This is a genomic window from Saccharothrix texasensis (genome assembly GCF_003752005.1).
GTDB lineage: Bacteria > Actinomycetota > Actinomycetes > Mycobacteriales > Pseudonocardiaceae > Actinosynnema > Actinosynnema texasense.
In genome coordinates this window covers 2,849,721-2,875,442 of sequence record NZ_RJKM01000001.1, presented here as the reverse complement: position 1 = coordinate 2,875,442, position 25,722 = coordinate 2,849,721, and the positions used below count along the sequence as shown (strand labels likewise).

27 protein-coding genes are annotated in these 25,722 nt (G+C 73.1%); 19 read left to right on the top strand and 8 right to left on the bottom strand.

Annotated features, from left to right (window positions below; genetic code table 11):
- Positions 1–105: 105 nt before the first annotated feature.
- The 3 genes from EDD40_RS11280 to EDD40_RS11270 are packed head-to-tail and all read left to right on the top strand — an operon-like array spanning position 106 to position 3,142.
- Positions 106–1,515, top strand: coding sequence for a serine hydrolase domain-containing protein (locus EDD40_RS11280; RefSeq protein ID WP_123742857.1), 1,410 nt, complete (start codon positions 106–108; stop codon positions 1,513–1,515).
- A gap of 20 nt (positions 1,516–1,535) precedes the next feature.
- Positions 1,536–2,489 carry a sensor histidine kinase gene (locus EDD40_RS11275; RefSeq protein WP_123742856.1) on the top strand — a complete coding sequence of 318 codons (954 nt, stop codon included), beginning with the start codon at positions 1,536–1,538 and terminating at the stop codon, positions 2,487–2,489.
- Positions 2,486–3,142 carry a response regulator gene (locus EDD40_RS11270; protein WP_123742855.1) on the top strand — a complete coding sequence of 219 codons (657 nt, stop codon included), beginning with the start codon at positions 2,486–2,488 and terminating at the stop codon, positions 3,140–3,142. The genes EDD40_RS11275 and EDD40_RS11270 overlap by 4 nt, the downstream gene beginning before the upstream one ends.
- Here EDD40_RS11270 and EDD40_RS11265 read toward each other — a convergent pair.
- Positions 3,112–3,813, bottom strand: coding sequence for a MerR family transcriptional regulator (locus EDD40_RS11265; protein ID WP_246037602.1), 702 nt, complete (start codon positions 3,811–3,813; stop codon positions 3,112–3,114). The genes EDD40_RS11270 and EDD40_RS11265 overlap by 31 nt on opposite strands.
- Before the next feature lie 115 nt (positions 3,814–3,928).
- On the opposite strand from EDD40_RS11265, the gene EDD40_RS11260 reads away from it, so the two are divergent.
- Together EDD40_RS11260 and EDD40_RS11255 are read left to right on the top strand one after the other, a co-directional pair.
- Positions 3,929–4,813 (top strand): ABC transporter ATP-binding protein, encoded by an 885-nt coding sequence (locus tag EDD40_RS11260; protein ID WP_123742853.1) that lies wholly within the window; start codon positions 3,929–3,931, stop codon positions 4,811–4,813.
- Complete coding sequence (locus tag EDD40_RS11255) at positions 4,810–5,661, top strand: ABC transporter permease (RefSeq protein ID WP_170185028.1); 852 nt, start codon at positions 4,810–4,812, stop codon at positions 5,659–5,661. Before EDD40_RS11260 ends, EDD40_RS11255 begins: the two co-directional genes overlap by 4 nt.
- Before the next feature lie 4 nt (positions 5,662–5,665).
- On the opposite strand, the gene EDD40_RS11250 is transcribed toward EDD40_RS11255, so the two are convergent.
- On the bottom strand, positions 5,666–6,604 hold the full coding sequence (locus tag EDD40_RS11250) for a hypothetical protein (RefSeq protein WP_123742852.1): 939 nt from the start codon (positions 6,602–6,604) through the stop codon (positions 5,666–5,668).
- 374 nt (positions 6,605–6,978) lie between these two features.
- The gene (locus tag EDD40_RS11245; protein ID WP_123742851.1) at positions 6,979–7,617 is read right to left on the bottom strand and encodes a hypothetical protein; all 639 of its coding nucleotides are present in this window, start codon (positions 7,615–7,617) and stop codon (positions 6,979–6,981) included.
- A 17-nt stretch (positions 7,618–7,634) separates the two neighbouring features.
- On the opposite strand from EDD40_RS11245, the gene EDD40_RS41620 reads away from it, so the two are divergent.
- The 6 genes from EDD40_RS41620 (at position 7,635) to EDD40_RS11220 (ending at position 13,173) form a co-directional block, all read left to right on the top strand.
- Positions 7,635–7,805: a hypothetical protein gene (locus EDD40_RS41620; protein WP_170185027.1), complete on the top strand. Its 171-nt coding sequence runs from the start codon at positions 7,635–7,637 to the stop codon at positions 7,803–7,805.
- Positions 7,806–7,866: 61 nt separating this feature from the next.
- On the top strand, positions 7,867–9,366 hold the full coding sequence (locus tag EDD40_RS11240; protein ID WP_123747951.1) for an amidase: 1,500 nt from the start codon (positions 7,867–7,869) through the stop codon (positions 9,364–9,366).
- Between the two features lie 69 nt (positions 9,367–9,435).
- Positions 9,436–10,290, top strand: a complete 855-nt coding sequence (locus tag EDD40_RS11235) for an NAD(P)-dependent oxidoreductase (protein ID WP_123742850.1) — start codon at positions 9,436–9,438, stop codon at positions 10,288–10,290.
- 146 nt (positions 10,291–10,436) lie between these two features.
- The gene (locus EDD40_RS11230) at positions 10,437–10,967 is read left to right on the top strand and encodes a hypothetical protein (protein ID WP_123742849.1); all 531 of its coding nucleotides are present in this window, start codon (positions 10,437–10,439) and stop codon (positions 10,965–10,967) included.
- A gap of 106 nt (positions 10,968–11,073) precedes the next feature.
- A complete protein-coding gene (locus tag EDD40_RS11225; RefSeq protein WP_246037601.1) occupies positions 11,074–12,693 on the top strand; it encodes a tannase/feruloyl esterase family alpha/beta hydrolase in 1,620 nt (539 codons plus the stop codon).
- 123 nt (positions 12,694–12,816) lie between these two features.
- A complete protein-coding gene (locus tag EDD40_RS11220; protein ID WP_123742848.1) occupies positions 12,817–13,173 on the top strand; it encodes a DUF6292 family protein in 357 nt (118 codons plus the stop codon).
- Positions 13,174–13,195: 22 nt separating this feature from the next.
- On the opposite strand, the gene EDD40_RS11215 is transcribed toward EDD40_RS11220, so the two are convergent.
- The 4 genes from EDD40_RS11215 to EDD40_RS11200 form a co-directional block, all read right to left on the bottom strand.
- Positions 13,196–13,765: a hypothetical protein gene (locus EDD40_RS11215; protein WP_123742847.1), complete on the bottom strand. Its 570-nt coding sequence runs from the start codon at positions 13,763–13,765 to the stop codon at positions 13,196–13,198.
- A gap of 6 nt (positions 13,766–13,771) precedes the next feature.
- Positions 13,772–14,932, bottom strand: coding sequence for an L-histidine N(alpha)-methyltransferase (locus tag EDD40_RS11210; protein WP_123742846.1), 1,161 nt, complete (start codon positions 14,930–14,932; stop codon positions 13,772–13,774).
- A gap of 190 nt (positions 14,933–15,122) precedes the next feature.
- Positions 15,123–15,302: a hypothetical protein gene (locus tag EDD40_RS11205; protein ID WP_123742845.1), complete on the bottom strand. Its 180-nt coding sequence runs from the start codon at positions 15,300–15,302 to the stop codon at positions 15,123–15,125.
- Between the two features lie 138 nt (positions 15,303–15,440).
- A complete protein-coding gene (locus EDD40_RS11200) occupies positions 15,441–15,821 on the bottom strand; it encodes an ArsR/SmtB family transcription factor (RefSeq protein ID WP_123742844.1) in 381 nt (126 codons plus the stop codon).
- An 87-nt stretch (positions 15,822–15,908) separates the two neighbouring features.
- Here EDD40_RS11200 and EDD40_RS11195 point away from each other — a divergent pair, with 87 nt between their 5' ends.
- The 7 genes from EDD40_RS11195 to EDD40_RS11165 all read left to right on the top strand — a co-directional run bounded on the left by EDD40_RS11195 (position 15,909) and on the right by EDD40_RS11165 (position 23,829).
- Entirely contained in the window at positions 15,909–16,865 is a 957-nt protein-coding gene (locus EDD40_RS11195) for a cation diffusion facilitator family transporter (RefSeq protein ID WP_236594812.1), read from the top strand.
- A gap of 483 nt (positions 16,866–17,348) precedes the next feature.
- Positions 17,349–17,525, top strand: coding sequence for a hypothetical protein (locus tag EDD40_RS43425; RefSeq protein ID WP_246037600.1), 177 nt, complete (start codon positions 17,349–17,351; stop codon positions 17,523–17,525).
- A 335-nt stretch (positions 17,526–17,860) separates the two neighbouring features.
- On the top strand, positions 17,861–18,892 hold the full coding sequence (locus EDD40_RS11185) for a GDSL-type esterase/lipase family protein (RefSeq protein ID WP_246037599.1): 1,032 nt from the start codon (positions 17,861–17,863) through the stop codon (positions 18,890–18,892).
- 140 nt (positions 18,893–19,032) lie between these two features.
- Positions 19,033–20,037, top strand: a complete 1,005-nt coding sequence (locus EDD40_RS11180) for an efflux RND transporter periplasmic adaptor subunit (protein ID WP_246037598.1) — start codon at positions 19,033–19,035, stop codon at positions 20,035–20,037.
- On the top strand, positions 20,034–20,780 hold the full coding sequence (locus EDD40_RS11175; protein WP_123742842.1) for an ABC transporter ATP-binding protein: 747 nt from the start codon (positions 20,034–20,036) through the stop codon (positions 20,778–20,780). Before EDD40_RS11180 ends, EDD40_RS11175 begins: the two co-directional genes overlap by 4 nt.
- On the top strand, positions 20,777–22,075 hold the full coding sequence (locus EDD40_RS11170) for an ABC transporter permease (RefSeq protein WP_246037597.1): 1,299 nt from the start codon (positions 20,777–20,779) through the stop codon (positions 22,073–22,075). Before EDD40_RS11175 ends, EDD40_RS11170 begins: the two co-directional genes overlap by 4 nt.
- 167 nt (positions 22,076–22,242) lie before the next feature.
- A complete protein-coding gene (locus EDD40_RS11165) occupies positions 22,243–23,829 on the top strand; it encodes an effector-associated domain 2-containing protein (protein WP_123742841.1) in 1,587 nt (528 codons plus the stop codon).
- Between the two features lie 52 nt (positions 23,830–23,881).
- Here EDD40_RS11165 and EDD40_RS11160 read toward each other — a convergent pair whose 3' ends face one another.
- Positions 23,882–24,424, bottom strand: coding sequence for a DUF4232 domain-containing protein (locus tag EDD40_RS11160; protein ID WP_246037596.1), 543 nt, complete (start codon positions 24,422–24,424; stop codon positions 23,882–23,884).
- A gap of 409 nt (positions 24,425–24,833) precedes the next feature.
- Between EDD40_RS11160 and EDD40_RS11155 the strand changes: the two genes are divergently transcribed.
- Entirely contained in the window at positions 24,834–25,646 is an 813-nt protein-coding gene (locus EDD40_RS11155) for a nitroreductase/quinone reductase family protein (RefSeq protein WP_123742840.1), read from the top strand.
- Positions 25,647–25,722: the final 76 nt, after the last annotated feature.

The window sequence follows — 25,722 nt, the reverse complement described above, 5'->3', positions numbered from 1 at the left end:
CGTGGACGGGCCTGACCCGCTCAGGCCCGTCTACCACTTTCGTCGGGGGTGACGCCGGTCCGTGGCCTGATGTCCGCGCAGCGGTGTGGTTCCTAGGTTTGCGGCATGAAGGCAATGCCGATCTTGATCGCGGTCGCCGCCACGGCGCTCCTGACACCCGCTGCGCACGCCGCGCCGCCGTCCATCGACGACTACCTGGCCGAAGTGATGGGCGAAACCGGCGTGCCCGGCCTGTCGGTGGTGGTGACCCGAGGCGACCGCGTGGTGCACGCCGCCGGGTACGGCGAGGACTCGCAGGGCGCGCCCGTCACGGAGGACACGCCGATGCGGATCGCGTCGGTCAGCAAGTCGTTCACCGCGATGGCGGTGATGACGCTGGTGGAGGACGGCCGGATCGCGTTGGACGAGCCTGTGGCCGACCAGTTGCCCGGCTTCACGATGGCCGATCCCCGGTTCGCCGACGTCACCGTCCGGCACCTGCTCAACCAGACCTCGGGCTTCTCCGACACGACGATCGACGTCACCGAGCTGGAGACCTCGACCGTCCTCGCCGACCACACCGCCAAGCTGGCCGCCGGGTCCCTGGCCGCCGACCCGGGCACCCGCTACGAGTACTGCAACGTGAACTACGACCTGGCCGCACGGCTGGTCGAGGTGGCGAGCGGCCGGCCGTTCGGGGACTACCTGAAGGAGCACGTGTTCGGGCCGTTGGGCATGTCGCGCAGCACGGTGGGTGCGGACGTCCCGCCTGCCGACGGCTACAACTCGGTGTTCGGCGCCTGGCTGAGCAGGCCCGAGCTGCCCGGCTTCCTGGCTTCCAGCGGCTCGGGCGGGGTCGTCACGACAGCCGCCGACATGGGCCGGTGGCTGATCAGCCAGACCGGCAACGGCACGCCGCTCGTCTCGCCCGAGAGCCTGCGCGTCATGCACACCTCGTCCACTGTGGACTACTACGCGATGGGCTGGATCCCCCACCGCGGACCGGACGGCGTCGAACAGCTCATCCACCCCGGCAACCTGTTCACCTACTCGGCCGTGCAGGCGATCGTGCCCGCCACCGGTCACGGGTTCGCGGTGCTGGCCAACAGCGCGTCGCTGTACGACGAGACCTACGACGTCCTTAACGGGCTCATCGCGTTGAGCCAGGGCCGCGACCCGGAACGACCCGGCGGCGGCCGGCAGTCGGTCGAGCTGGTGCTCGGCTTGATCGCGTTGGCGGCCACCGGCCTGGGCGTGCTCGGTGTGCGGCGGTCGGGCCGCTGGGCACGACGCCGTGCGGGCACACTGGCGTGGCGGGTGGCGTCGAGGTTCCTGCCGCTGCTCGTGCCCGCGGCACTGCTCGCGGCCTACCCGGACCTGATCACGATCCTGATGGGCGGCCGCACGGTCACGTGGGCGCAGCTGACCTACTTCCCCCTGCCGTTGACGATCACCGTGGTGGTGGCGGCCCTGGCCGGGGTGGCGACGGCGACCGCCCGGCTGCTCCGCCTCCGCGCGACGGCCCACGCGGGATGACGCTCGGTAGGGTCCGCACCATGCGGAACGGCGTGGTCCTCGCGGCGCTCGCGGTCACGGGGCTGGTCAACGGGCTGGACACGGACGTGCTGCCGGTGTGGCGGCAGTTGCTCTACCCGGTGCTGGCCGTGCTGGTCTACCTGCAGGCCCGGCACCGGCCGGTGCGCCGCGGCGAGCTGGTCGTCGGCGCGGTGGCGGCGGCCGGGCTGCTGATCGCCGCGGTGCGCGTCTGGGAAGGCGTCGGCGCGCTGGGGAGCCTGGGCCTGTTCGTGGTGCTGCCGTGGCTCGCCGGCCGGTTCCGGCGGCAGCAGGCCGAGCTGATCGAGGCGGGACGGGAGCGGATCGCGCAGCTGGAACGGGCGCAGGAACTGGTCGCCGACCGGGCCCGGCTGCGCGAGCGGGCCAGGATCGCGGCCGACATGCACGACTCCCTCGGCCACGAGCTGACGTTGATCGCGCTGCGCGCCGGCGCCCTGGAGCTGACCGCCGACACCGAACCCGTCCGCCAGGCCGCGACCGGGCTGCGCGAGTCGGCCGTGACCGCCACCGACCGCCTGCGCCGCACCGTCGGCGTGCTGCGGGAAGGCGCGCCCACGGTCGAACCGCCCGACGAGACCGTGACGGCACTGGTGGAACGGGCCGCCGAGGCCGGGTTGCCGGTGGTCCTGACCCGGACCGGCGACACCACCCCCCTGCCGCCCCTGCTGGACCGCGCCGTGCACCGGGTGGTGCAGGAAGCGCTGACCAACGCCGCCCGGCACGCCCCCGGCGCACCCGTCACCGTGGAGCTGGACATCACCGGCGAAGTGCTGCTCACCGTGGCCAACCCGGCCCACCGGACGCCCTCGGGCGACGGCAGCGGCTTGGCGGGCCTGGCCGAGCGGGTCCGGTTGCTCGGGGGCACGCTGCGGTCGGGCGTCGCCGACGGCCGCTTCACGGTGACCGCCCGACTGCCGCTGGAGGGTGAAGCGTGATCCGCGTGCTGCTCGCCGACGACGAGGCGATGGTCCGCGCCGGCGTGCGGGCCATCCTCGACACCGACCCCGGCATCGAGGTGGTCGCCGAGGCCGTCGACGGGCGCGAGGCGGTCGAGCTGGCGCGAGCGCACCAGCCGGACGTGGTGCTGCTGGACATCCGGATGCCCCGCCTGGACGGCCTGTCGGCCGCCGCGGAACTGCGCCACGCCATGCCGGACGTCGCGGTGGTCATGCTGACGACGTTCGACGAGGACGAGTACGTCGCGCGGGCGCTGGGCGAAGGAGCCGACGGCTTCCTGCTCAAGGCCTCCGACCCGAGGGAACTCCTCATCGGCGTGCACGCGGTCGCGGAAGGCGCGGCCTACCTGTCACCCAGGATCGCCCGACGCGTGGTCGCCGACCTGCGCGGCGGACGCCTCACCCGCCACGACCACGCCCGCAAACGGGTCGCCGTCCTGACCGGACGCGAGCGCGAAGTGCTGGCACTCGTCGGGGAAGGACTGTCCAACCAGGACATCGCACGCCGCCTGACCGTCACCGAGGGCACGGTGAAGGCGCACGTCAGCGCGATCCTGCACCGCCTCGACGTGACCAACCGGGTCCAGGCCGCGATCCTCGCCTACGAAGCCGGGCTCACCACCGCCAGGTAGCCGTGCAGGGCGGCGGCGGCCTCGACCATCGCCCGCGCCCGCCGCCCCAGCTCCGCCTCCCGGGCGGTGATCGCGGCCCGCAACGCGTCCGCGCCGCCCGAACTGCGGAACTCGTCCATGATCGGCTTGATCGCCGGCAGCGGGTACCGGCTCTGCCGCAGCGTCGCCACCAGCCGCGCGTCCCGGACGTCCGTCGGACCGAACCGCCGGTGCCCGTCGCGGTCCCGCCCCGGCAGCAGCAGACCCGCCGCCTCCCACACCCGCAACGCCGACGGCCGCACCCCCAGCCGCGCGGCCAGCTCACCCACCCGCAACCCGCTCCGCGGCACCGCGTCCGGCGGATGCCCGGCCACCGCCTCCAGCGCCTCGGCCGTCGCCCGCAACGCCAGCCGCTGCCCGTGCGCCGCCGCGTGCTCCTCGTCCACCCTGGCCAACGCCGCATCCGGCGCCCCGGCGTGGACCGAGCGCATGACGGCCTTGGCGGCCTCCCACCCGTACCCGCGCCCCAACGCCCGGTACGTCGTCACGGCCTGCCGGTGCCGCTCGTCGAACACCCGGTACCCCGCCGGCGAGCGCTCGGCCGGCGGCAGCACCCCGGCGTCGAGGTAGTTGCGCACCTGCTGGGCCGAGATGCCCGCGGCACGGGCCAGATCCACCGGGCGGAGCCCCACCGGCAAGCACCCCACACGCACTCGGGTTCAACGGGAATTTGAAGGTTGCCGGCCACCTTGCTGGAGCAAGTCGCCGAAACCTTAAACATGGTACTTCAACGATACGGTTCAAGTCATGAGAACCAACGACAACCAGCGGAAACCGTCGGTTGTGCACGTGCGCGGCCTGCGCATGCGGTACGGCTCCACCGACGTGCTCAAGGGCGTCGACCTGACCGTCGCACCGGGCGAGGTGGTGGCGCTGCTCGGGCCCAACGGCGCGGGCAAGACCACCACCATCGAGGTCCTGGAAGGCTTCCGCAAGCGGTCCGCCGGCGACGTCGAAGTGCTCGGCGTCGACCCCGACCACGGCGACGAGACGTGGCGAGCCAGGCTGGGCGTGGTCCTGCAGTCGTGGCGCGACCACGGCCGGTGGCGGGTGCGGGAACTGCTGTCCTACCTGAGCCTGTGCTACGAGCCGTACCGCGCGCGGGCGTTCGACCTCGACGAGCTGATCGGGTCGGTCGGCCTCACCGACCACGCCGGGAAGAGGATCGGCTCCCTGTCCGGCGGGCAGCGGCGGCGGCTGGACGTCGCCGTCGGCCTCATCGGACAACCCGACCTGCTGTTCCTGGACGAACCGACGGTCGGCTTCGACCCCGAGGCCCGGCGCGAGTTCCACGAACTGGTGCGCGGCCTGACCGGCACCACCATCCTGCTCACCACCCACGACCTCGCCGAAGCGGAGAAGCTCGCCGACCGCATCGTGATCCTCGTCGCCGGACGGGTCGTCGCCGACGGCACGGCAGCGGAACTGGCCGCCCGGATCGCCGGCGAAGCCGAGGTGCGCTACCGGCTGGGCGGTGAACGGCACGTGCTGTCCGTGGCCGACTCCACCGGCTACGTGCGGAACCTGTTCGCCGAGCACGGCACCGCGGTCGACGACCTCGAGGTGCGGCGCGCGAGCCTGGAAGACGTGTACCTGGCGCTGGTGCGCGAGTCCGAGCTGGTGACCGCGTGAACGCCCGGGTGGTGGCCGTGCGCGCCGGCGTGCGGCGCGGACGCATCGAGTTCGGCCAGACCATGGGCAACGCGGGCGAGCTGATGGGCTGGCTGTGGCTGCCGGTGGTCGCGCTGGTCGTGATGTACGCGTTCGGCGACGGCTCCACACCCGGCGTGGACTTCCCGGTGGGCGCCCAGGCGGTGCCCGGCATCCTCGCGATGAGCACCGTGTTCTCCGGCCTGATGGGGCTCGCGATGACCCTCACCATGGACCGCGAGGACGGCACGTTGCTGCGGGCGAAGGCCACACCGAACGGCGTGCTCGCGTACGTCATCGGCAAGGTGCTGGCCAAGGCGGCGATGACGGTCGCCGTGCTCGTGCTCGTCCTGGTGCCCGCGATGTTCCTGTTCGACGGCCTCGAACCCGGCCGCGCGTCGACCTGGGCCACCCTGGCGTGGGTGCTGGTCCTCGGCCTGCTCGCGGTCCTGCCGATCGGGGCGATCGTGGGCGCGCTGTTCGGCGACACCCAGAGCCTCGGCTTCGTCACCCTGCTGGTCATGGCCCTGGTCGTGGTGTCGGGCGTGTTCTACCCGATCACCGCCCTGCCGGAGTGGGTCCAGTGGGTCGGCCAGGCGTTCCCGCTCTACTGGCTGGGGCTCGGCCTGCGGTCCGCCCTGCTGCCGGACGCGGTCGCGGCGGCCGAGATCGGCGGCTCCTGGCGCCACCTGGAGACCGTGATCGCCCTCGGCGCGTGGGCGGTGGTGGGCCTGGCCCTCGCGTCCGTCGCCCTGCGCCGGATGGCCCGGCGCGAGTCGGGCGCCTCCGTCGCGGCCCGCCGGGACAAGGTGGCCCAACGGCTCGGCTGACCGCTCAGCCGAACAGCCCCGGCAGCTCACCGCGCTGCGACGCCTGGAGCACCCGACCGATCCGCGAGCCCGGCGCGTCCGGCGCGAGCACCCGCACCAGCCCCGTCTGGTCCGCGGGCTGCTCGACCGTCGCGCCGGGCAGCACCCCCGCCCAGGGCGCGGCCTCCAGGTTCGTCCGCACCACGTCCTTGAGCGCGTTGGGGTTCTCGTCGGGCACGCACACGACCTCGGTCCCCTCACCCGCCGGGGTCGTGCGCACCCCCGCCGCCACCGGCAACCCGCTCTTCGGCTTGCTGATCAACGCGGCGGACACGTCACCGAGGCAGCGCGCCAACTCGCCGATCATGGGGTCGTCGGCCAACGACTTCCCACCCGGCGGCTCGGTGACCCACTTCAGCGACTCACCGGCGGGTGAGCGGACCACCGAGCCCGCCTCCACCCGCACCTGCTGGAACCCGGTCACGATCCCGGCCCGCGTCAACGGCCCGTCCGGGTCCAGCTCGTCGTCCTCGCCGGTCGTCCACACGCCAGAGCCACCACGCCGTCCGCCCAACCCCTCGAGCTTGGCCTCCACCGCCGGCACGTCGACGTCCATCCGCAGCACCGCGACCCACCTCGGCGGCTGCCCCACCCGCAGCGCCGTGGTGGCCTGGGCCGGGTCGAACCCGACCAGGTCGGGCAGCACGCGGCTGTGGCCTGCCAGGTCGGAGTACCCGTAGCCCTGCAGGCCGCGGAAGCGCTCGGCGTCCTTGGCGAGCAGCGCCCGCACGGCCGCCACGTCCCCGTACTCGACCAGGACGGACGACTCGGCGGTGGCCCGCACGTCCGCCAGCGCGCCCAGCAGCCCGGTCCGGGGCGGGGCCGGTGGCGTCTCGGCCTCGGCGGCGCACCCGGCACCGGCCAGCAGGACGGCGACCAGCGCCGCGCTCGCACGCTTGTTCACCGACCGAATGCTAGGTCCGAACCTCCCTCGACACTCCCGTTTCACCGAAGACGACGCGCGAACCGCCTACGCCCGCCCGCGGACCGCGCCTGTCTGCCCGTGAACCGCGCCTGTCTGCCCGTGAACCGCGCCTGTCTGCCCGTGAACCGCGCCTGCCTACTCGCGAACCGCGCCTGTCTGCCCGCGAACCGCGCCTGCCTACTCGCGGACCGTGCCTGCCCTCCCGTGAACCGCGCCTGCCCTCCCGCGGACCGTGCCTGCCCGCCGATGGTCGCCGCCGGGCCGGCCGTTTTATCCGGCTAACACGAGTAATGCGGTTCAGGTTGCTTCCGGTTGCACTCTTCGCCTGGTCGAGTGACCCTCCGCCGGGAGGGTCACGTGGTCGGCGGGATCTCCACCGCGATCTCCTCGCCCAGCCGCGCCCCGCCCGCCAGGTCCAGCTCGTCCCCGCTCCAGAACCGGCCCGGGTCGTACCAGTTCGCCCGGCGCCCGCCCGGCAGCAGCCCCATCTCCTCGTAGGTCACCGCCACCACCTCGGCGCAGTACGCGGTCTCCAGCGTGGCGTCCGAGGACTTGCGCAGGTTCGGCAGCCGTCCGCGCAACCACCGACTGGCCAACCGCGCCGTGGACGGGAACGGCGTGCCGTTGAGCCGGGCCACGGTCTTCAGCACCGCGTCGTCCTCCTCCCGCGTCGTCGGCCGGTCGAGCTGCCGCAGCCACGCCCGCTGCCCGTACTTGCGCGCCCACACCAGCACCGCGTCACGCAGGTCGTGCAGCTGCACCCCCCGGTGGTGCGTGCCGGTCCACACGTCCGGCAGGGAGCGGCCCATCTCGGCGTGCCACATCAACGGCGGCAGGTCTTCGACGGCCACGGTCATGCCGACGTGGTTGACCGGGCTGTTCGTGGTCACCCGGATCGCCCGGTCGGCCGCGGAGCTGCCGCGGAACAGCCACACGTCACCGGTGCGGGTGAGCTCGACCGCCTCGTCCAGACCGATCTTCGTTCCAGCCATCCCGGTAGCCTAGGCAGATGCGCTGGTGGAAGCTTCTCGGCCTGGCCGGTGTCGCGGGTGTCGCGGCGACCGGGGTGGTGATCGCCCGCGCGGAGCGCAAGCGCCGCGCCTACACGCCCGACGAGGTCCGCGCCCGGCTGCACGCCCGGGTCGAGCAGGCGGGAGGCGAGCCGGGAACGTCGAGGTGAGCCGAAGCGCCGACCGTCGACGGGTTGACCGGGACCGGTCCCCGGGGCTGGGGTGACCACCATGCGATCCCTGCTCGGGGCCCTGCTGTGCGTGCTCGCCGTCGCGCCGCAGGCCAACGCCCACACCCGCCCGGTCGAGAACCTGGACGCGGCCACCATCCCGCAGCTGGTCCGCCGGATGGACGCGGGCACCCTCACCGCCGTCGACCTCGCCCGCGCCTACCTGCGGCGCATCGAGACCGTCGACCGGAAGGTGCGCTCGGTCGTCGCGGTGAACCCCGAAGCGCTCGCCCAGGCCGCCGAGAGCGACCGGCGACGGCGCCACGGCAAGGCCCGTGGCCCCATGGACGGCATCCCGGTGCTGCTCAAGGACAACATCGACACCAGGGCCATGGGCGCCACCGCCGGTTCCCGCGCGCTGCGCGTGCCGCCGCGTGACGACGCCGAGCTGGTGCGCCGCCTGCGTGCCGCGGGCGCGGTGGTCCTGGGCAAGACGAACCTGTCGGAGTGGGCGAACTTCCGCTCCACCTCCTCCACGTCCGGGTGGTCCGCGGTCGGCGGGCAGACGAACAACCCGCACGTCCTGGACCGCAACCCGTGCGGCTCGTCGTCCGGTTCGGGCGCGGCGGTGGCGGCGTCGTTGGCGCAGGTCGCGGTGGGCACGGAGACCGACGGCTCGATCGTGTGCCCGGCCGGGCAGAACGGGGTGGTCGGCCTCAAACCCACCCTCGGCCGGGTCAGCGGCGACGGCATCGTGCCCATCTCGTCGTGGCAGGACACGGCCGGTCCGATGGCGCGGCACGTGGTGGACGCCGCGATCCTGCTGTCCGCGTTGGAGGGCGCGGGCGTCGACTACGCGGCGGACCTCGGGTCGGCGACGGTGGCCGGCAAGCGGGTCGGCGTGTGGCGCCTGGCCGGTCGCGACGCCGAGGCCGACCGGGTCGTGGCCGACGCGGTGGACGTGCTGCGGCGGTCCGGCGCGGAGGTGGTCGAGGTCGACCTGCCGTACCAGCGGCAGGTCGAGGCCGCCGAGTTCCCGGCGCTGGTCACGGAGTTCAAGCACGACCTGGAGCGGTACCTGAAGACGCGGCCGGGCGCGCCGCGCACGGTGGCCGGGCTGATCGCGTTCAACGAGGCCGACCCGGTGGAGCTGTCGAAGTTCGGGCAGGAGATCTTCGTCGAGGCGGCGCAGGCCCCGCCGGTGACCGATCCGGTGTACGTCGAGCAGCGCCGGACCGCGACCTCGCTCGCCCGCCGGTCGATCGACGAGGTGCTCGCCGCGCACCGCCTGGACGTGATCATGGCGCCGACGAACGGGCCGGCGTGGCGGACCGGGTACGGCGACGGCGACGCGTTCGAGCTGGGGTCGTCGACGCCGGCGGCCGTGTCCGGCTACCCGAACGCGACCGTGCCGGCCGGGTTCGCCGGACCGCTGCCGATCGGGGTGTCGTTCATGGCGGGTCACGGGGCGGACGCGACCGTGCTGCGGTTCGCCGCCGCGTTCGAACAGGCGGCGCACGCGCGTCGGGCGCCGGGGTACCTGGCCTCGTCGACCCCCTGATCGAGCTACTTCCCTGGCGTGACAAGCCTTCGTGATGCGGTTCGCCGTCCGCGGTGCGATGTTGGGTGCATGCGCGTGGCGGTGTTGGGAACGGGTCTGATGGGCGCCGGGATGGCGCGGAGCCTGCTGCGGTCCAAGGTGGACGTCGCGGTGTGGAACCGGAGCCTGGTCAAGGCTCGGCCGCTGGCCGACGAGGGCGCGGTGGTCGCCGACGACCCGAAGAGCGCGGTCGTCGGCGCGGACGTCGTGCTCACGATGCTGTTCGACGCCGACGCGACCGCCGGCGTGATGGCCGAGGCGTTGCCGTCGGTCGAGCGCGGCGCGGTGTGGGTGCAGTGCGGCACGGTCGGCTTGGCCGGTGTCGACCACCTGGCGGAGCTGGCCGCGGCGTACGGCGTGCCGTTCGTGGACGCGCCCGTCCTGGGCACGCGCACGCCCGCCGAGCAGGGGAAGCTGACCGTGCTGGCGGCCGGGCCGGTGGAGGTGCGGGAGTTCCTCGCGCCGGTGTTCGACGCCGTCGCGCTGCGGACGGTGTGGGCGGGTGAGCGGCCCGGCGACGGGCAGCGGCTCAAGTTGGCGGCCAACTCGTGGGTGCTGTCGATCACCGCCGCGACCGCGCAGGCCGTGGCGTTGACGCGGGGGTTGGGGCTGGACCCCGACGCGTTCCTGGAAGTGATCGCCGGCGGTCCGGTGGACAGCACGTACGCGCAGGTCAAGGGCCGGGCGATGATCGACGGCGAGTTCTCGGCGTCGTTCGGGGTGGACGGCGCGGTCAAGGACGGCGAGCTGATCGTGGCGGCGATGGCGGCGGCGGGCACGGACGATCGGCTGATGCGGGTGGTGAACGAGCACTACCGGGTGGCGGCGGGGAAGGTGGGCGACGGGGCGGACATGGCGTCGGTGATCGCGGCGTTCGGCTCCTGAGCAGGCCGGTCGGGCCCGCCTGCTGAACAACCCGGCTGAGGAGGTCGGCGGGTGGTGGTGGGCCTGTCCGAAGTCGGCAGGTGAGGGTTACCGTCGAACCGGGTACCAGTGCGGGACAGGTGCCGGTCGGCGGTGGAGGTGGCAGGGTGGGGTCCGGTGGGTTGATCGCCGCCGCCGCGCTGGTCGGCGTGGTCGCCGCGGGGGCGGGCGGGCTCGCCGCGCCCGGCGACCCCGACGAGGTGTGGCGCGACACCGGGCTCCGGGTCGTCGACCGGGCGACCCGGGCCGACGACGAGTGCGCGTCCCACTCGTTCGGGCAGGTGCAGGAGCTGCTGAAGTCCGTGCCCTGCGTGGCGCTCGACCGGATGCTGCTCACCGTCACCGACGACAAGGGCGGGACGGCGGTCGTGTTCGTCGCCTGGATCGAGTTCGACGACCGGGACAAGGCAGGCGAGTTCAAACGGCTGGAGGACGTCCACGGCACCGGTGATCTGGTCCCGCTGTCGGGGTCCTTGTTGCGGATCGAAGACGTCCCGTTCACCGCGCTCAACTACGACTCCACCGTGGTCGACGGCGTCACGGTCGTGATCGCCGAGGCGGAGAACGTGGCCGGCGGCTTCACCGCCGAGTACCTGGACGACATCGCGGCCGTCGCGGTCCTCACACCCCGCCCCTGACCCGTTCCCCGTCCGTCGACACCCCGAACAGGGGATACTCCGCACGCGCGCCCCCGGCCCCCCGGGATCCGGACGGTGCGCCGGTGATCGGCAGAATGGGCGGGGGATGGAGGCGCGAGTGATCCGGTGGGGCGTGCTGGTCGGCATGGTGGTGGCCCTGGTCGCCGCTCTCGCCGCCGCACCCGCCGAGCAGGGCGCGACGATCCGGCCGGAGGCCGAGTGCGCGGACCTGGTGGGCGACTTCGAGATCCCCGGCACGCGCGCGCACGTGACGCAGGCGGAACCGGTGGCGCGGGGTCACGAGGCCGCCCACTGCGCCGTGCTCGGCTACGTCGAGCCGGAGGTCCGGTTCCAGCTGAAGCTGCCGACCACGACCTACACCGGCCGCTACCTCCAGTACGGCTGCGGCGGGTTCTGCGGCGAGCTCGTGCCGCCCTCGTTCCCCGACTGCGGCCCGGACATCGGCGGCGTCGCGGTCGCCTCCACCGACGACGGGCACGTCGGCCGCGGCGCGGTCCGGTCGGCCGACGGCAGGCCCGCCGCCGCGAACCAGGCCGCCCGCGACGACTTCGCGTTCCGCGCGCCGCACGTGGTGTCGATGGCCGCCAAGCGGGTCATCGAGGACTTCTACGGCGACCCGCCCGCGTTCTCCTACTTCGCCGGCTGCTCCAACGGCGGCCGGGAGGGGCTGCTGCTGGCCCAGCGCTACCCGCACGACTTCGACGGCGTCATCGCCGGCGCGCCCGCCAACTACCAGAGCCCGCTCGTGCTCTACCAGGCGTGGCTGGCCCGCACGAACACCGGCGCGGACGGCCTGCCGGTGCTCACCGCGGACCTGCTGCCCCTGCTGCACGACGCCGTGATGCGGCACTGCGACCGCGTCGACGGCCTGGTGGACGGCCAGATCGACGACCCCCGCCGCTGCGACTACGACCCCGCGCCGCTGGGGTGCGCCGGTGGCGGCGGCAAGTGCCTCACGTCCCGGCAGCTGGCCGTGGTGCGCGAGCTGTACGCGGGCCCGAGGGACGCCGACGGCAGGCGGCTCTACCCGGCCGGGCAGGAACGCGGCTCCGAGTTGGCGTGGGAGGACTGGATCACGCCGACCACCGACGCGCGCGCCGCCACGTTCTCCGCCCTGCTCGCGGACAACTTCCTCCAGCACATGGGCTTCCCGGTCGGCTCGCCCGCCTCGTCGCTGGCCGACATCGAGTTCACCGCCGAGCAGTTCGCCCTGCTCAACGTCGAGGGTGTGCGCGGCAACGCGATGAGCCTCGACCTGGACGAGTTCCGCGACGCGGGCGGCAAGCTGATCCTCTGGCACGGCTGGAGCGACCAGGGCGTCCCGCCGCGCGCCCTGCTCGACTACTACGAACGGCTGGCCCGGCGTGACGGCGACCTCCGGTCCTGGGCCAGGGTGTTCATGGTCCCCGGCCTGTACCACTGCGGCGGCGGCGGCACGCTGACCTCGTTCGACCCGGTCCGCGAGCTGCTGGCCTGGGTGGAGCGGGGGGTCGCGCCGGACCGGGTCGTCGCCACGGGCCGCGCCGGTGACGCGGTGCGCACCCGGCCGGTGTTCCCGTACCCGCTGACCGCCCGCTACGACGGCACCGGCAGCATCGACGACGCGGCGAACTTCGTGGCCGCCCCACCGGCGGAACCGACCCGTGACGCGGTCGACTGGGTGGGCTCCTACCTGCACGAAAAGCCTGGTCCGGTCGCTCCCTGACGACGCCCGCGGCCGAACAATCCGGACGTCCGTGTTTTGAAACCGCACGATCGGGCTATCCCGAACCGCGCCGGGATGCCGGCGCAGGGTCGGGGAACAGCGGGGCGGGGACGGTGGTGCGCGATGGACTGGGAACTCGATGACGACAGCGCGGTGCGCGCGTTGCTGGGTTACGTCTCGGCGGTGACGCGGGCGCTCGGCCTCAGCGGCGAGTGCTCGTACGTGCAGGCCGACGGGACCCGTCTCAACGCCTACCTCGCGCTCGACGGCCACCTGCCCGGTTTCGCCGACCGGGACGTGGCGCTGCTGTGGGACGAGGCCCGCGGCTGGGCGGTCGCGGTGGAGGCCGACAGCGCCGAGCCGCCGTTCGTGCTGGCCAGGCTGCGCGGCCCGATCCGGCCCGACCCCGCCGCCGTCGCCCGTTGGGTCGACGGGCTCGGCCTCGTCATCGGCGACACCGAGCTGCTGGCCGCGAGCTGAGCCGCGGGGAGCCGGCCTGCGGCTAGGGCCGCACCGGGTCGCCGAGGGCGGCCTGCGCCTCGTCGAGGAGCGCCCGAACGCCCTGGAAGAAGCCGTTGGCGCGGTGCAGCGCCGTGTGGAACTGCTCGGCTTTCTCCTCCGACGCGCTGGTGAAGACCAGCATCTCGGTCAGCTCCAGCCGCCGGTTCACCGACGCGACCGCGGTGCGCCACCGGTGCAGCAGGTCGATCAGGTCGGCGTCGCGGTGAGGGCTGAGCGCCCCCGAGGACAGCGCCGAGTCCACCGCCGACTGCACCAGCCTCGGGTACACCCGCCGGCCGCGGGAGGCGGACGCGCTGAACGCCTCGCCGTCCAGCGTCTCCCGGTTGCGCGCCATCTCCAGCCGGATCGACCCGATCGCCTGGTTGCGCTGCTCGCGCTGCGCCGCCCACCGCTCGGCGAAGATGCCGGTGATGCCCGCGAGCAGCGCGAACGAGTTCACCGCGGGCTCCCACCGGTCGCCGGGCGGCGACACGACGAACCAGGTGACGCCCAGCGCCATCGCCACCGCGAGCGCGCCGAAGGTGAGCGCCGTGATCGCGATCCGGGTCATCGGCGGTCAGTTCCCCCAGATGACGTCGGCCACGTCGTCGTCCGCCCTCGGCGCGGGCACCGGCTCACCGGGCGCGAGCAGCAGCAGGTCCATGCCGAAGCCCTGCGACGAGCGCGGCACGCCGAAGTCGGAGTGCGTGCCGGTGACCTTGCGCATCCCGGCCTCGCGCACGATGCCGTCCAACGCCTTGCGCGCGTACTTGCGGGTCAGGTAGAGCCGGATGGTGTCCCGGTCGGGGAACGGCACCCGGTTGCGGTCGGGCAGCATCATCATGATGTCGCCGCCGGTCTGGTTCTGGTAGACGACCTTCACCTTCAACGCCCGGTCGCCCTCGACCGCGCCGCGGAACTGCACCGCGTCCACGTTGATCGTCAGGTCGGTGTTGTGCAGCAGCGCGCTGGTCACGAACTCGCGGTAGGCGCGGCTGCGGGCGTACTCCTCGACCGCGTCCTGCGCCAGGTCGTCGTTCACCGCCTCGGTGGTGGCGACCTCCAGCAGGAACAGGTCCTGCGGCCGGGCCAGCGCGGTGAGGTTCGCGAGCAGCTCGTCGTCCTGGTCGAAGTTCGCCAGCGTGTTGCCCAGCAGCGAGTACAGCACCGGTTCGTCGCCGACCAGCCGGTGGATCAGCTCGCGCAGCTCGGCCAGGTTGTCGGGGATGGAGAAGTCGAGCTGCACCGGCACCACCCGGTGCCCGCGCAGGCCGACGCGGTGCGTGGCCTCCTGCGTGCCGAGCCGCAGCATCTCCGAGCTCATGTCGACCGGCACGTAGAGCAGGCCCGGGTTGCGCTCCAGCAGGTGCTCCAGGACCAGTCGGTCCTTGTGGCCGGTGCCGACGCCGAAGCTGACGTGGTGGAACCCCTCGCCGACCCGGCCGCGCACCCGGCCCCAGCGGCGGGTGAACGAGTCCAGGCTCTGCTTCATCACCAGGTAGAAGGGGTCCGCGCAGGCGTGTGCCCAGGCGATCGTCGGCCCGATGCCCCAGTAGGCGTAGCCGGAGGTGATCTGCTTGCCGTCGCCGCTGGTCGACGGCTTGTTGAGCAGGTCGCTGGTCAGGGCGGCCAGCTTGTCGCGCTGGTCCTCGCCGACGAGCACCAGCGACCAGGCGAAGTCCGACTCGTCGATGGCCCTGGCCAGGTCGCCGACCAACCGCCCGTCGCTCGCCGTCACTCGGCCTCCTCCGCTGTGGTCCGCACCTCGGAGCCTACCGATCACCACCGACGGTCACGCGACTTTTCGCCGCGGCGGCCTCGGCGCGCCGCCGGCCGGGAGCCTCGCCGTCACCCTTCTTCCTGCGGGACAACGGAAACGGGGCCGCGGGCGGTTGCCCACGGCCCCGTTGGGGGACAGCTGCCGCGCCTCACCGGCCCACCGGCTGGAGGACGCGGCCCGACGCGGTCAGGTGTTCCCAGGTCCGGCCTCGCTGGCTGGGCGGCGCTTCGCCGTCCGCCAGGCACGTCGGGTACACCAGGCCGTAGGGGGTGGGTTGGTGGAAGAGGTCTCCGCTGCGGATGTCGATCAGGTCCCGTGACTGCGCCATCACGACCTCCTGTCGCGAAGGGGAGAGGTGCCCATAGTCCTGCTCCTCGTCGAACCGGCTGGGGAGCTTCGGATACCCGTTGAGCTGCGCTGATATGCCCGATTCGTTGCGACGTAAGGGTGAAGTGGCCGGTGGCGCTCAGTGCCCGCGGCGCTTGTGGTGCGCGACTTCCTGCTCGGCGTCGTCGGCGGGCGGGAGGCCCCGGTCGACGTGGTCGGCGTGGAAGAGCGCTTGCGCCAGGAGGGACTTCACGTGGTCGTTGGCGGCGGAGTAGTAGACGAACGTGCCTTCGCGGCGGCCCTTCACCAGACCCGCGAGGCGCAGCTTGGCCAGGTGCTGGCTCACCGCGGTCGGCGCGGCGCCCGCCAGCTCGGCGAGGCAGGCCACCGACGACTCGCCCTGCAACAACGCCCACAGCACCTTGATCCGGGTCGGGTCGGCCAGCAGGCGGAACGACTCGGCGGCCAGGTGGACCTGCTCGTCGTTGGGCATGTCGAAGTCCGACAACGCGGTGTGCATGACGGTCAGCCTACTTGCTTGCGTATCTGCGTGACTGCGCAGGTATGGTGACAGGGTCGCACTCGGAGGTCGACCAAAGGTGGAACGGTGACCGGCAGAACGCAGGGACATGGCCACGGACACGGGCACGGGCACGGCCACCGCTCGGCGGACCGCGTGGACACCGCCCTGGAGAGCAGCAGGCGCGGGATGCGGGCGCTGGTCGTCTCGTTCGTCGCGCTGCTCGCCACCGCGGTCGTCCAAGCGGTGCTGGTGCTGGTCACCGGCTCGGTCGCGCTCCTGGGCGACACCGTCCACAACGTCGCCGACGCCCTCACCTCGGTCCCGCTGGCCATCGCGTTCGTGCTGGGCCGCCGGGCCGCGTCCCGCCGCTTCACCTACGGCCTGGGTCGCGCGGAAGACCTGGCCGGCGTCGTGATCGTGCTGGTGATCGCCGCCTCGGCGGTCTACGCGGGGTACGAGTCGGTGCGCGGCCTGCTCGACCCGCAGCCGGTGCGGCACCTGTGGGTCGTCGCGGCGGCCGGCGTGGTCGGGTTCCTCGGCAACGAGCTGGTCGCCCGCTACCGCATGCGGGTCGGCCGGGACATCGGCTCGGCGGCGCTGGTGGCCGACGGCCTGCACGCCCGCACCGACGGCTTCACCTCGCTGGCCGTCGTGCTGGGCGGCGTCGGCGTGGCCCTCGGCTTCCCCGCCGCCGACCCGCTCGTCGGCCTCGGCATGACGGTGGCCATCCTGTTCGTCCTGCGCGACGCGGCCGGCGAGGTCTTCGGCCGGCTGCTCGACGCGGTCGACCCGGCGTCGGTGGAGCTGGCCGAGCGAGCCGCCGCGCAGGTCGAGGGCGTGGTGCGGGCCGACCGGGTCCGCATGCGCTGGACGGGCCACGTGCTGCGGGCGGAGCTGGCGATCGGGGTCGACGCTGGGCTGAGCGTCGAGCAGGGCCACCGCATCGCGCACGAGGTCGAGCACCACCTCAAGCGCGCCGTCCCGCGCCTGACGGCCGTCACCGTGCACACCGAGCCCGCCACACGTGTCGCCGGCGGCTGAGGCGGGGACCTTCCGGTGAACTCAGCACTGTCCTGTGGATCGGCGGCGCGCAGTGGTCGGGCAAGTCGACCGTCGCCTGGCTCCTGTCGCGCCGATTCGGGCTGACCGCCTACCACTACGACTTCCACGACGCCCGGGGCCACTACGACCGCGCCCTGGCGCGGGCCGGCCGCTACCCGCACCGGCACGCGTGGCCGACCCTCCAGGCGCACGACCCCGACACGACGTGGGTGCGGCCGTCACCGGGGGAGATGGCCGAGCACACCAAGCACGGCCACGTCGAGCGCTTCGGGATGGTGCTCGACGACCTGCGCGCCCTGTCCAGCGGCCGTCCGCTCGTCGCCGAGGGGTGGGGTCTGCGGCCGGAACTCGTCGCGCCGCTGCTCGCCGACCCGCGCCAGGCCGTGTTCCTGGTGCCGACCGAGGCGTTCCGGCAGCGGCAGCTGCGGGAACTGCCCCGGGGCCGCGACGATCTCCGTCGCGGTGAGCGACCCGGAACGCGCTCAGGCCAACCGCCTCGAACGCGACCGACTGCTCGCCGAGGACGTGGTCGACCGGGCGCGGGAACACGGCCTGCGGGTGATCGAGGTCGACGGCCGGCTCAGCGTGGGCGGCCTGACCACGGTCGTGGCCGACCACTTCAGCCCCTGGCTCGACTGAGCCCGACATCCCGTGGACCCCGTCGTCCGTGCGACGGGGTCCACGACCCGCGCGAGGTGCCCGCCGAGACCGCGGCGGCCCGCCGATGAGCCGCCTCGCCGGCGGGGCCGAGGTGTCCCGGCGCTGTTCCGACCACCCGGCCGCCCGGGGCTGATCGGCCCGCTGTCCTCTGTGGACCGTCCCGGACCGCCGGTGGGGCCGTGCTCTCCCGGCGGGCGGCGTGCGGACAGCCGAAGGTTCGCGTGAAACAGCCGATCGGACGTTGTCGGCACGTTACGCGGGCCCTACGGTCGGATGACGCCCGATCGACGGCAACCCCTTCTTGGAGGCCTGCGGTGTCGCGGAAACAGGTTGGCGCCGTCGTCGGCGCGCTCTTGCTCACCGGCTCCACCTTCTTCGCGGTCCCCGTCACGGCGAACGCCGTCGACGACCGGCCGACCGCCGTGGTGTCGCTCGGCGACAGCGCGATGTCCGGCGAGGGCGCCGGCTCCTACGAGCCGGGCACCGCGGGTGAGAACGGCAACTGGTGCCACCGCTCCACCCAGTCCATGGTCCACCGCACCCAGCTCGCCGACCGCACGATCAACCTGGCGTGCTCCGGCGCGGACTCGGCGAACGTGTCGCTGGCCGACACCGTGCACTACACCGAGGGCTCGCAGGCGCGGCGGCTGATCGACATCGCCCGCCAGTACCGCGTCACCACGGTCGTGGTGCAGGTCGGCGCGAACGACGACGTGCGGTTCGCCGACACCATGGTCGACTGCGTGGCCGCGTGGGCGAACCCGTTCGGCTCCAGCTGCCGCTCCACGCTGGAGCGCGAGTGGTCCGGCCGGCTGGCCGCGATGGCGCCCAAGGTGGAGAACGCCCTGCGCGACGTCCGGTCCGCGATGACCCAGGCCGGGTACGCCACCTCCGCCTACAACCTGGTCCTCACCTCCTACGCCTCGCCGGTGACCGAGAAGATGGACCGCTACCTGCACGGCCCGCAGGGCTGCCCGCTGCGCCTCGCCGACGCGGGCTACGGCCGCACGACCGCCGTGCCGCAGCTGTCGGAGGCGCTGCGCGGCGTGGCGACCCGGTCCGGCGTGAAGTTCCTCGACTTCTCCCGCGCCACGGAGAACCGCGAGGCGTGCAGCAAGGGCGAGAGCCCTGCGGGCGAGTGGCAGCGCAGGCTCACCGTCGACCCGTACGCGCTGGTGACCGGCGGCCTGGACGCGATCGGCCTGCACCTGGCGCAGCAGTCGTTCCACCCGAACGCCGCCGGCCACGAGCAGCTCGGCCGCTGCATCACCGAGTTCGTCAACGGCGGCGCCGGCTCGGCCCGCTGCCTCGCCGGCGCGGACGGCAACCTGCACGCCGTCGCATAAGACACCTGAGCACCGCGAACCGCTCCCACCCCGACCGGGGTGGGAGCGGTTTCGCGTTGGCGCGCAACCTCGATGATCCCGCCGGCGTCCTATGGGTGAATCGGCGAAACCGGATAGGGGAAATCGCTTTGGGGGGACCGGTGTCCACATCTGCCTTCGTCCGCGTGTGCGGGCTGGCCGCGGCGGTGCTCGCCGCGACCTCGTGCACGTCGACCGGAGCCGAGCCGGTCGACCCGGGGCTCGCGCCGCGCGGCACCGTGCAGACCACGGCCACGCCGACCAGGCAGGACCTGACCAACAAGGTCAGCCTCACCGGCAAGGTCACCATGAATCCGCTCTTCGGGATCGTGGCGCCGGTCGCGGGCCAGCTGCGCTACTGGACGGTGGCGGAACCGACCGCCACCCCGACCAGGCCGACCCGCATCGCGACCGTCTGGACCGACGGCCAACCCACCAACGTCGACGTGCCCGCCGGCTCCACGTTCGGCGGACGCCTGGTCGACGACCGCGCCACGGTCACCGCGGGCATGCCGATCGCGTCGGCGAAGCACGCGGGCTACGGCATCGTCGCCGAGGTCGACGGCGAGCAGGCCTACCGGATCTCCGACGCCGCGCAGGGCACCGTGCAGGCGCAGATCAAGAACGGCCCCGGCCCGTTCCCGTGCACCCTGCTCGGCACGATCGCGGCCCTGCCCGCCGGCACCGTGCCCGCGCCGCCGCCCGCGCAGCCCGACACCGACGACCGCGACGCCCCCGGCGCCGACACCCCCGCGCCGCCTCCCCGGCAGCAGGAGCCGGACACCTCCTCCGAGCCGACCGGGCTGCGCCTGGTGTGCACCGCGCCCGCCGACGTCAAGATGGTCAACGGCGCCTCCGCCACCCTCGAACTGGTCACCGCGTCCGCGCAGAACGCGCTGGTCGTGCCGGTCGAGGCGGTCGCGGGCGGCCAGGGCAAGGGCAAGGTCGACGTGGTCGGCGCCGACGGCGCCAAGGTGACCACGGACGTCGAGCTCGGCCTCACCGACGGCAAGGTCGTGGAGATCAAGTCGGGCCTCACGGGCGAGGAGACGCTCGCCGTGCCCGGACCGAACCTGCCGCCGGGCGACCCCGCGGGCCAGGTCGAGCCGGGAGCGGGGCGCAGGTGACCACGCCACCCCCGTTCGTCCCGCCGCCACCGCCGCCCGCCGCGGCGCCCCCGCTGATCCACCTCACCGGCCTGACCAAGACCCTCAAGGGCCAGGACGAGCCGCGCGCCATCCTCGCGGGCGTCGACCTCACCGTGCACGCGGGCGACAGCGTCGCCATCCTCGGCCGCTCCGGCTCCGGCAAGAGCACGCTGCTCAGCCTCATCGGCCTGTTCGACCGGCCCGACGGCGGCCGGTACCTGTTGGGGGACCGGGACATCACGAAGATCCCCGAACGCAAGGCCGCCGCGCTGCGCAGCGCCGAGTTCGGGTTCGTGTTCCAGCGCTTCTTCCTGCTCAAGCACCTCACCGCGGCGCAGAACGTGGCCATGGCGCTGGTCAACGGCCAGGGCTGGCTGCCGCGGCGCAAGCGCAAGGCCAAGGTGCTGGCGGCGCTGGACCGCGTCGGCATCGGCCACCTGGCCAAGCACAAGCCGCCCCGGCTGTCCGGCGGCGAGCAGCAACGCGTCGCCATCGCCCGCGCCCTGGTGCGCGAGCCGCGCATCCTGCTGGCCGACGAGCCGACCGGCGCGCTGGACACCGAGACCGGCAACCTCGTCGTGGAAGTCCTGCGCCAGGCCACCGACGTGGGCTGCGGGCTCGTGCTCGTCACCCACGACCACGACCACGCGGCGAAGATGGGGCGGGTGCTGCACCTGTCCGACGGCCTGCTGCGCCCGGCCGGACAGCCGGTGGTCGCGTGATCGGGCTGTCGGGCAGGCTCCGGGCGTCGCTGATCATCGGCGGCCAGGGCATCCGGGCCCGCAAGCTGCGCACGTTCCTGTCCATGGTCAGCCTGTTCCTCGGCGTGCTGGCCGTGGTCGTCGTGCAGGCGGGCGCGGAGATCGCGAACCGGGCCATGCTCGCCGACGTCGAGCTGTACGAGGGCAAGGACGGCACCCGGCAGGTGTACCTGTCGCCGGAGGGGCAGACCGTGCCGGTGGCGTTGGAGGTGCTCGAAGGCCGCACCGACGCGGTCGCCATGACCACCGCGCGGGCGATCATCGGCGAACCCGGCGTGAAGCCGATCAACGAGGGCGGCGGCCCGATCGACCAGCCCGGTGGGCCGCGGATGACGTGCGACGAGAGCGGCTGCCGCCCGATCGACGACGGCGACGCCCTGCCCCGAGGGCAGGCGATCGAGCTGCAACTCGTCGGTCTGACCGGCGACATCCGCCAGTTCCGGCCGTTCCGCGCGTCCCAGGGCCAGTGGCTCGACTTCGGCGGCGCGCCGTCGCTGGCGCCCAGGCTCGTGCTCAACCAGGAAGCGGCGAAGGCCTTCAGCCGCTACCAGGTGCCGGCCGAGATGAGGGTCGACGGCGCGACCGCCCACCCCACGCCCCGGTTCGTCGGCGTGATCGACGACGGCGGCTACCAGCCGACCGCCTACGTGCGGGCCGACGAGCTGCTGAACTGGCTGCCCGCGACCAGCATGAGCGACAGCCGGTCCGGCCCCGGGCTGCAGGTGCTGATGGCGCCGTCGGCGGTCGAGGTGGAGCACGTCCTGCGGGCCAGGCTCGTCGCGGCGGGCACACCCGAGGACAGCATCCGCGTGACCACGGTGGAGACGCTGAAGCGGATGTCCACCGAGCTGGCGCTGATGCGGTGGATCTTCCTCGGCATGGCGGCGCTGGTGCTGCTGATCGGCGTGGCCGGCATCCTGAACGTCGGCCTGGCCACCGTCGGCGAGCGCATCGAGGAGTTCGCGCTGCGCCGGGCCGTCGGCACACCCCGCTTGCTGCTGGCGGGCATCGTGCTGGCGGAGACGCTGCTGACCGGTCTGCTCACGGCGGCGTTGGCGATCGGCACGGGCGTGCTGGGGCTGAAACTGGCGCTGATCGTGTTCGGCTCCCAGTTCCCCACCCTGGAAGGCACCGCGTTCCCGTGGCAGGCCGGCGTGGCCGGTGTGATCGCGGGCCTGGTCGCCGGCGTCCTCGGCGGCCTGGTCCCCGCCCTGCGCGCCGCGCGAATCCCGATCTCCACCGTCATGCGCGCCTAGCGCGGCGCTTCGGGAACTCGAATCGGTGCCAGGCCTGGTGAATTCAGCGGACTGCGTGCGTGCCGAGTCGAACTTCGACCAGTAGTGTCGAACCGGGATGGGCCGGAACACGTGGCGGCGCGAGGGCGTGAACGCTGAGCGGTGACCGCTCGAAACGGGGGCCACTGATGGTCCGTGCGGACGACGATGATCGCCGAGGGCTGCTCGTACTGGTCGACGCGTTGGCCCGGATCCCGAGCCTGGCCGATCGTGCCGGTCGCAACCTCGTCATCCGCATGATGTCCGCGGAATTGCGGGAAACGCTGATGGTCGAGGAGCACCAGGCCGCGATCGGGCACCTGTTCAACCTCGCCGAAGCCTGCCTGTCGAGCCCTGAACGCTTGGCCGCGCTCATTCGTGTTGTGAGTCGTTTCGAACCCGACTCGGGCGCGATGGCCGAGCTGCGCCGCGTCGTCGCCGGACTGACGCCGTTGGACCTCTTCCCGACCCACGAACGAGCAAGGCTGTTCACGTTGCCGGCCGGCGTCGTCGTGCCCGACATCGCGGACATCTACCGCGTCGTGGCCGGTCCGACCGCGCCGAGCCTGTACGGGCCGACCACGTACACCGAGGTGTTCCGGGTCCTGGAGACGCTGAACGCGGGCGCGGACGGCGTGCCGCGGCCGCTGGTGTTCGTCGAGCACATCGCGGCGCGCGTGCGCACCGAGCTGGCGATCGAGCTGCACCGGTGGACCGAGTCGCAGGCGGTGTCGATGGGTCTGCTCCCGGAGCTGACCGCGGTCCGGGACAGCCTGCGACCGGAACGGGCGCAGCCGCCCACCAAGCCCGGCTCGCCGGCCTACCTCGTGCTGCACCTGGACCGGTACGCCCCAACCGGTGATCGGTACCGGCTGTCGTACTGGTGGCAACGCGGCGGACCGACCCTGTGGCCGCCCACGCACGGCGAGGATGCGGTGGGCACCTTGGACGAGGTGCGGGAACAGGTCGCGTCGCTGCTCGAGAAGGAGGTCCACGGCGATGGGCACGAGGAAACGCCGGACGAGCTGAACGGCGGGGACGCGCCGGAAGAGGCCGAGGAAGCCGAGCCCGAGGACACCGCTCGTCCGCAGGACCCTGCCCAGGACGTGGAGACCTCGACGAATCGTCTGCCGCGGACCCAGGGCGGGACGACGGACGGCGCTCGGGCGAAGCGGTCGCTGTCCAGGCCCCTGCGGATGGGGTTCGTCGTCGACATCGTCGGCTACAGCGGGCGCACCTGGCGGCTGCGTGACGTCGCCCAGCGCCGGGTGTCCGAACTGGCGGACGCCGTGGTCGATCACCTGGGCCTCGACGCCGCCGCCGTCGACCTGCAGGGGACCGGCGACGGGGTGCCGGCGTTCCTGCCGGCGGAGTCGGACGTGTCCCGGGTCCTCTCCCGACTCCTGCCGACCTGGCGGGACTTGTTGCGCGAGGACAACGCGCTTTACACCGATCGACTGCGGCTGCGCATGGCCGTGACGTTGGGGCCGGTCGCGCCGGGGCCGCTCGGCTTCGCCGGTGATTCCGCGACGACGCTGGGCCGGTTGGTCGACAGCGAGGTCCTGAGGACCGAGGCGACCGCGAGTGCGGAGGTCGACTTGGTGGTGCTGGTGTCCGACACGTTGCACTCGCTCGTGGTCGACCCGTCCGACACCGCGTTCACCCGCCACCCGGTGGAGGTGAAGGGTTATCGCGCCGACGCGTGGCTCTGGGTCGGGCGACCGCCCACCGGCTGACGACGATCTGCCTGTGGTCCGCCGCGAAGCTCGCCCGGCGTGGCCGCAGGGGTCAGGGTGCGGCGGTCCAGGGGCGCAGGCCCAGTTCGCCCGTGCTGCCGAGGTCGATGGTGAGGGCGGTGCCGTCCCCTTCCCGGGTCGGGGTGAACACCTGTGGCGGTCCGCCGGTGGTGAGGGCGAGTTCCAGGTGTTCGCCCACCACCGGCGGAGTGGAGGTGTCCGTGTAGGTGTTGCGCCACAGCAACCCGGTCACCGCCGACTCGCCGGGGCGCACCGTCACCGGCAGGGGGGCGGTGTCGAACGCTTCGACCGCGGAGATCCCGGACGACCCGCGGCCGACCGCGACCGGCAGCGGCGCGTGGTCGGCGTCCAGGACCGTGACGGACGGGTAGCCCTCCAGCTCCAACGCTTCCGTGCCGCAGTTCGTCAGCTCCAGCGTCAGCACCCGCAGGCCCGAGGCCGCGTCCTCACCCGCCACCGCGTACTCCACGCCGGTCGGGCAGGCGTCGGCGGACGGGGACGGGGTCGGGGGAGCCGGCGGGGCGGCGGTGCACGCGGACACGGCGAACAACAGCAGGAAAAGAAATCGGGGCACGCCGCCGATCGTCGCACAATGCGGCCGGTTGCCCGACCGCGCATTCACGGGATAAGCTCGCACCCGTGACTGCCGGGTCGGCCTTGAGCCACGAGCGAGAGAGTCACCCGGCCAAGGTTTGACCGCCGGGTGGGCCAGAGGCCCGCCGCACGCCGGGGTCCCCCGGGTTTCCGCGCACGTGGTTCCACGGAGCAGCGACGCACCCGGTTCCTCCTCGCACCAGCACATCCAGCGCATCGGCGCGTCCCTGCCCGCGGGCACGCACGCCGCCGCACGCGTGGAAGTGCTGCACACCTCATCGCGCGGGACGGCTGTGCCCGCGCGCCTCCACAGAACCTTCACCGAAAACCACGGCGCAATTCACCCGTGGTGATCCGGTCATGCCCAAAAATCAGGAGACGAACCGCAGATGGATTTCAACCAGCAGGTGATCGACGAGTTCCGCGCCAACGCGGGCCGCGTCGGCGGACCCTTCGAAGGAGGCAGGCTCATCCTGCTGACCACCACCGGCGCGCGGACCGGCGCACGCCGCACGAACCCCGTCGGCTACCTGCCGGACGGCGACCGGATCGTCGTCATCGCGTCCGCCGGCGGCTCGCCGCGCCACCCCGACTGGTTCCACAACCTGGTGGCGAACCCCGTGGTGCAGGTCGAGGACGGCGTCTTCACCTACGACGCCAAGGCCACCGTCCTGGCCGGCCCGGAACGCGACGAGCTGTGGGCGCGGGCGGTCGAGACCGACCCGGGTTGGGCCGACTACCAGGCCAAGACGTCCCGACAGCTCCCCGTGGTGGCGTTGACGCAGGTCGCCGGCGGCCCGCCGAACGCGTCGAGCTGGGGCGCGGCGCTCAAGCTCGTGCACGGCGCGTTCCGCCGGGAGCTCGCCACCATCCGCCGCGAGGTCGCCGCGTCGAAGCCGACGCTGGGCGCGCAGCTCAAGGTCAACTGCCTGACCGCGTGCCAGGGCCTGAGCTTCCACCACACGTCGGAGGACAGCGGCATGTTCCCGATGCTGCGGGACCGGTTCCCGGAGCTCGCGCCGACCCTCGACCGGCTGGCCGAGGAGCACGGCGCCATCGCCGCGTTGCTGGCGCGGCTGCGGGAGACCCTCGACCGCGGCGACGTGGCGACCCTGCGCGCGGACGTCGACCAGCTGATCGGCGAGCTGGAAGCCCACCTGGCCTACGAGGAGGAGCAGTTGATCCCCTTCCTCGACGTCTGACCGGGTTTCCCCGACTTCGTGGCTCGTCACGAGCCATGACCGGGCTTCACCGAGGTGGGCGGTCCACGTCGGGTTG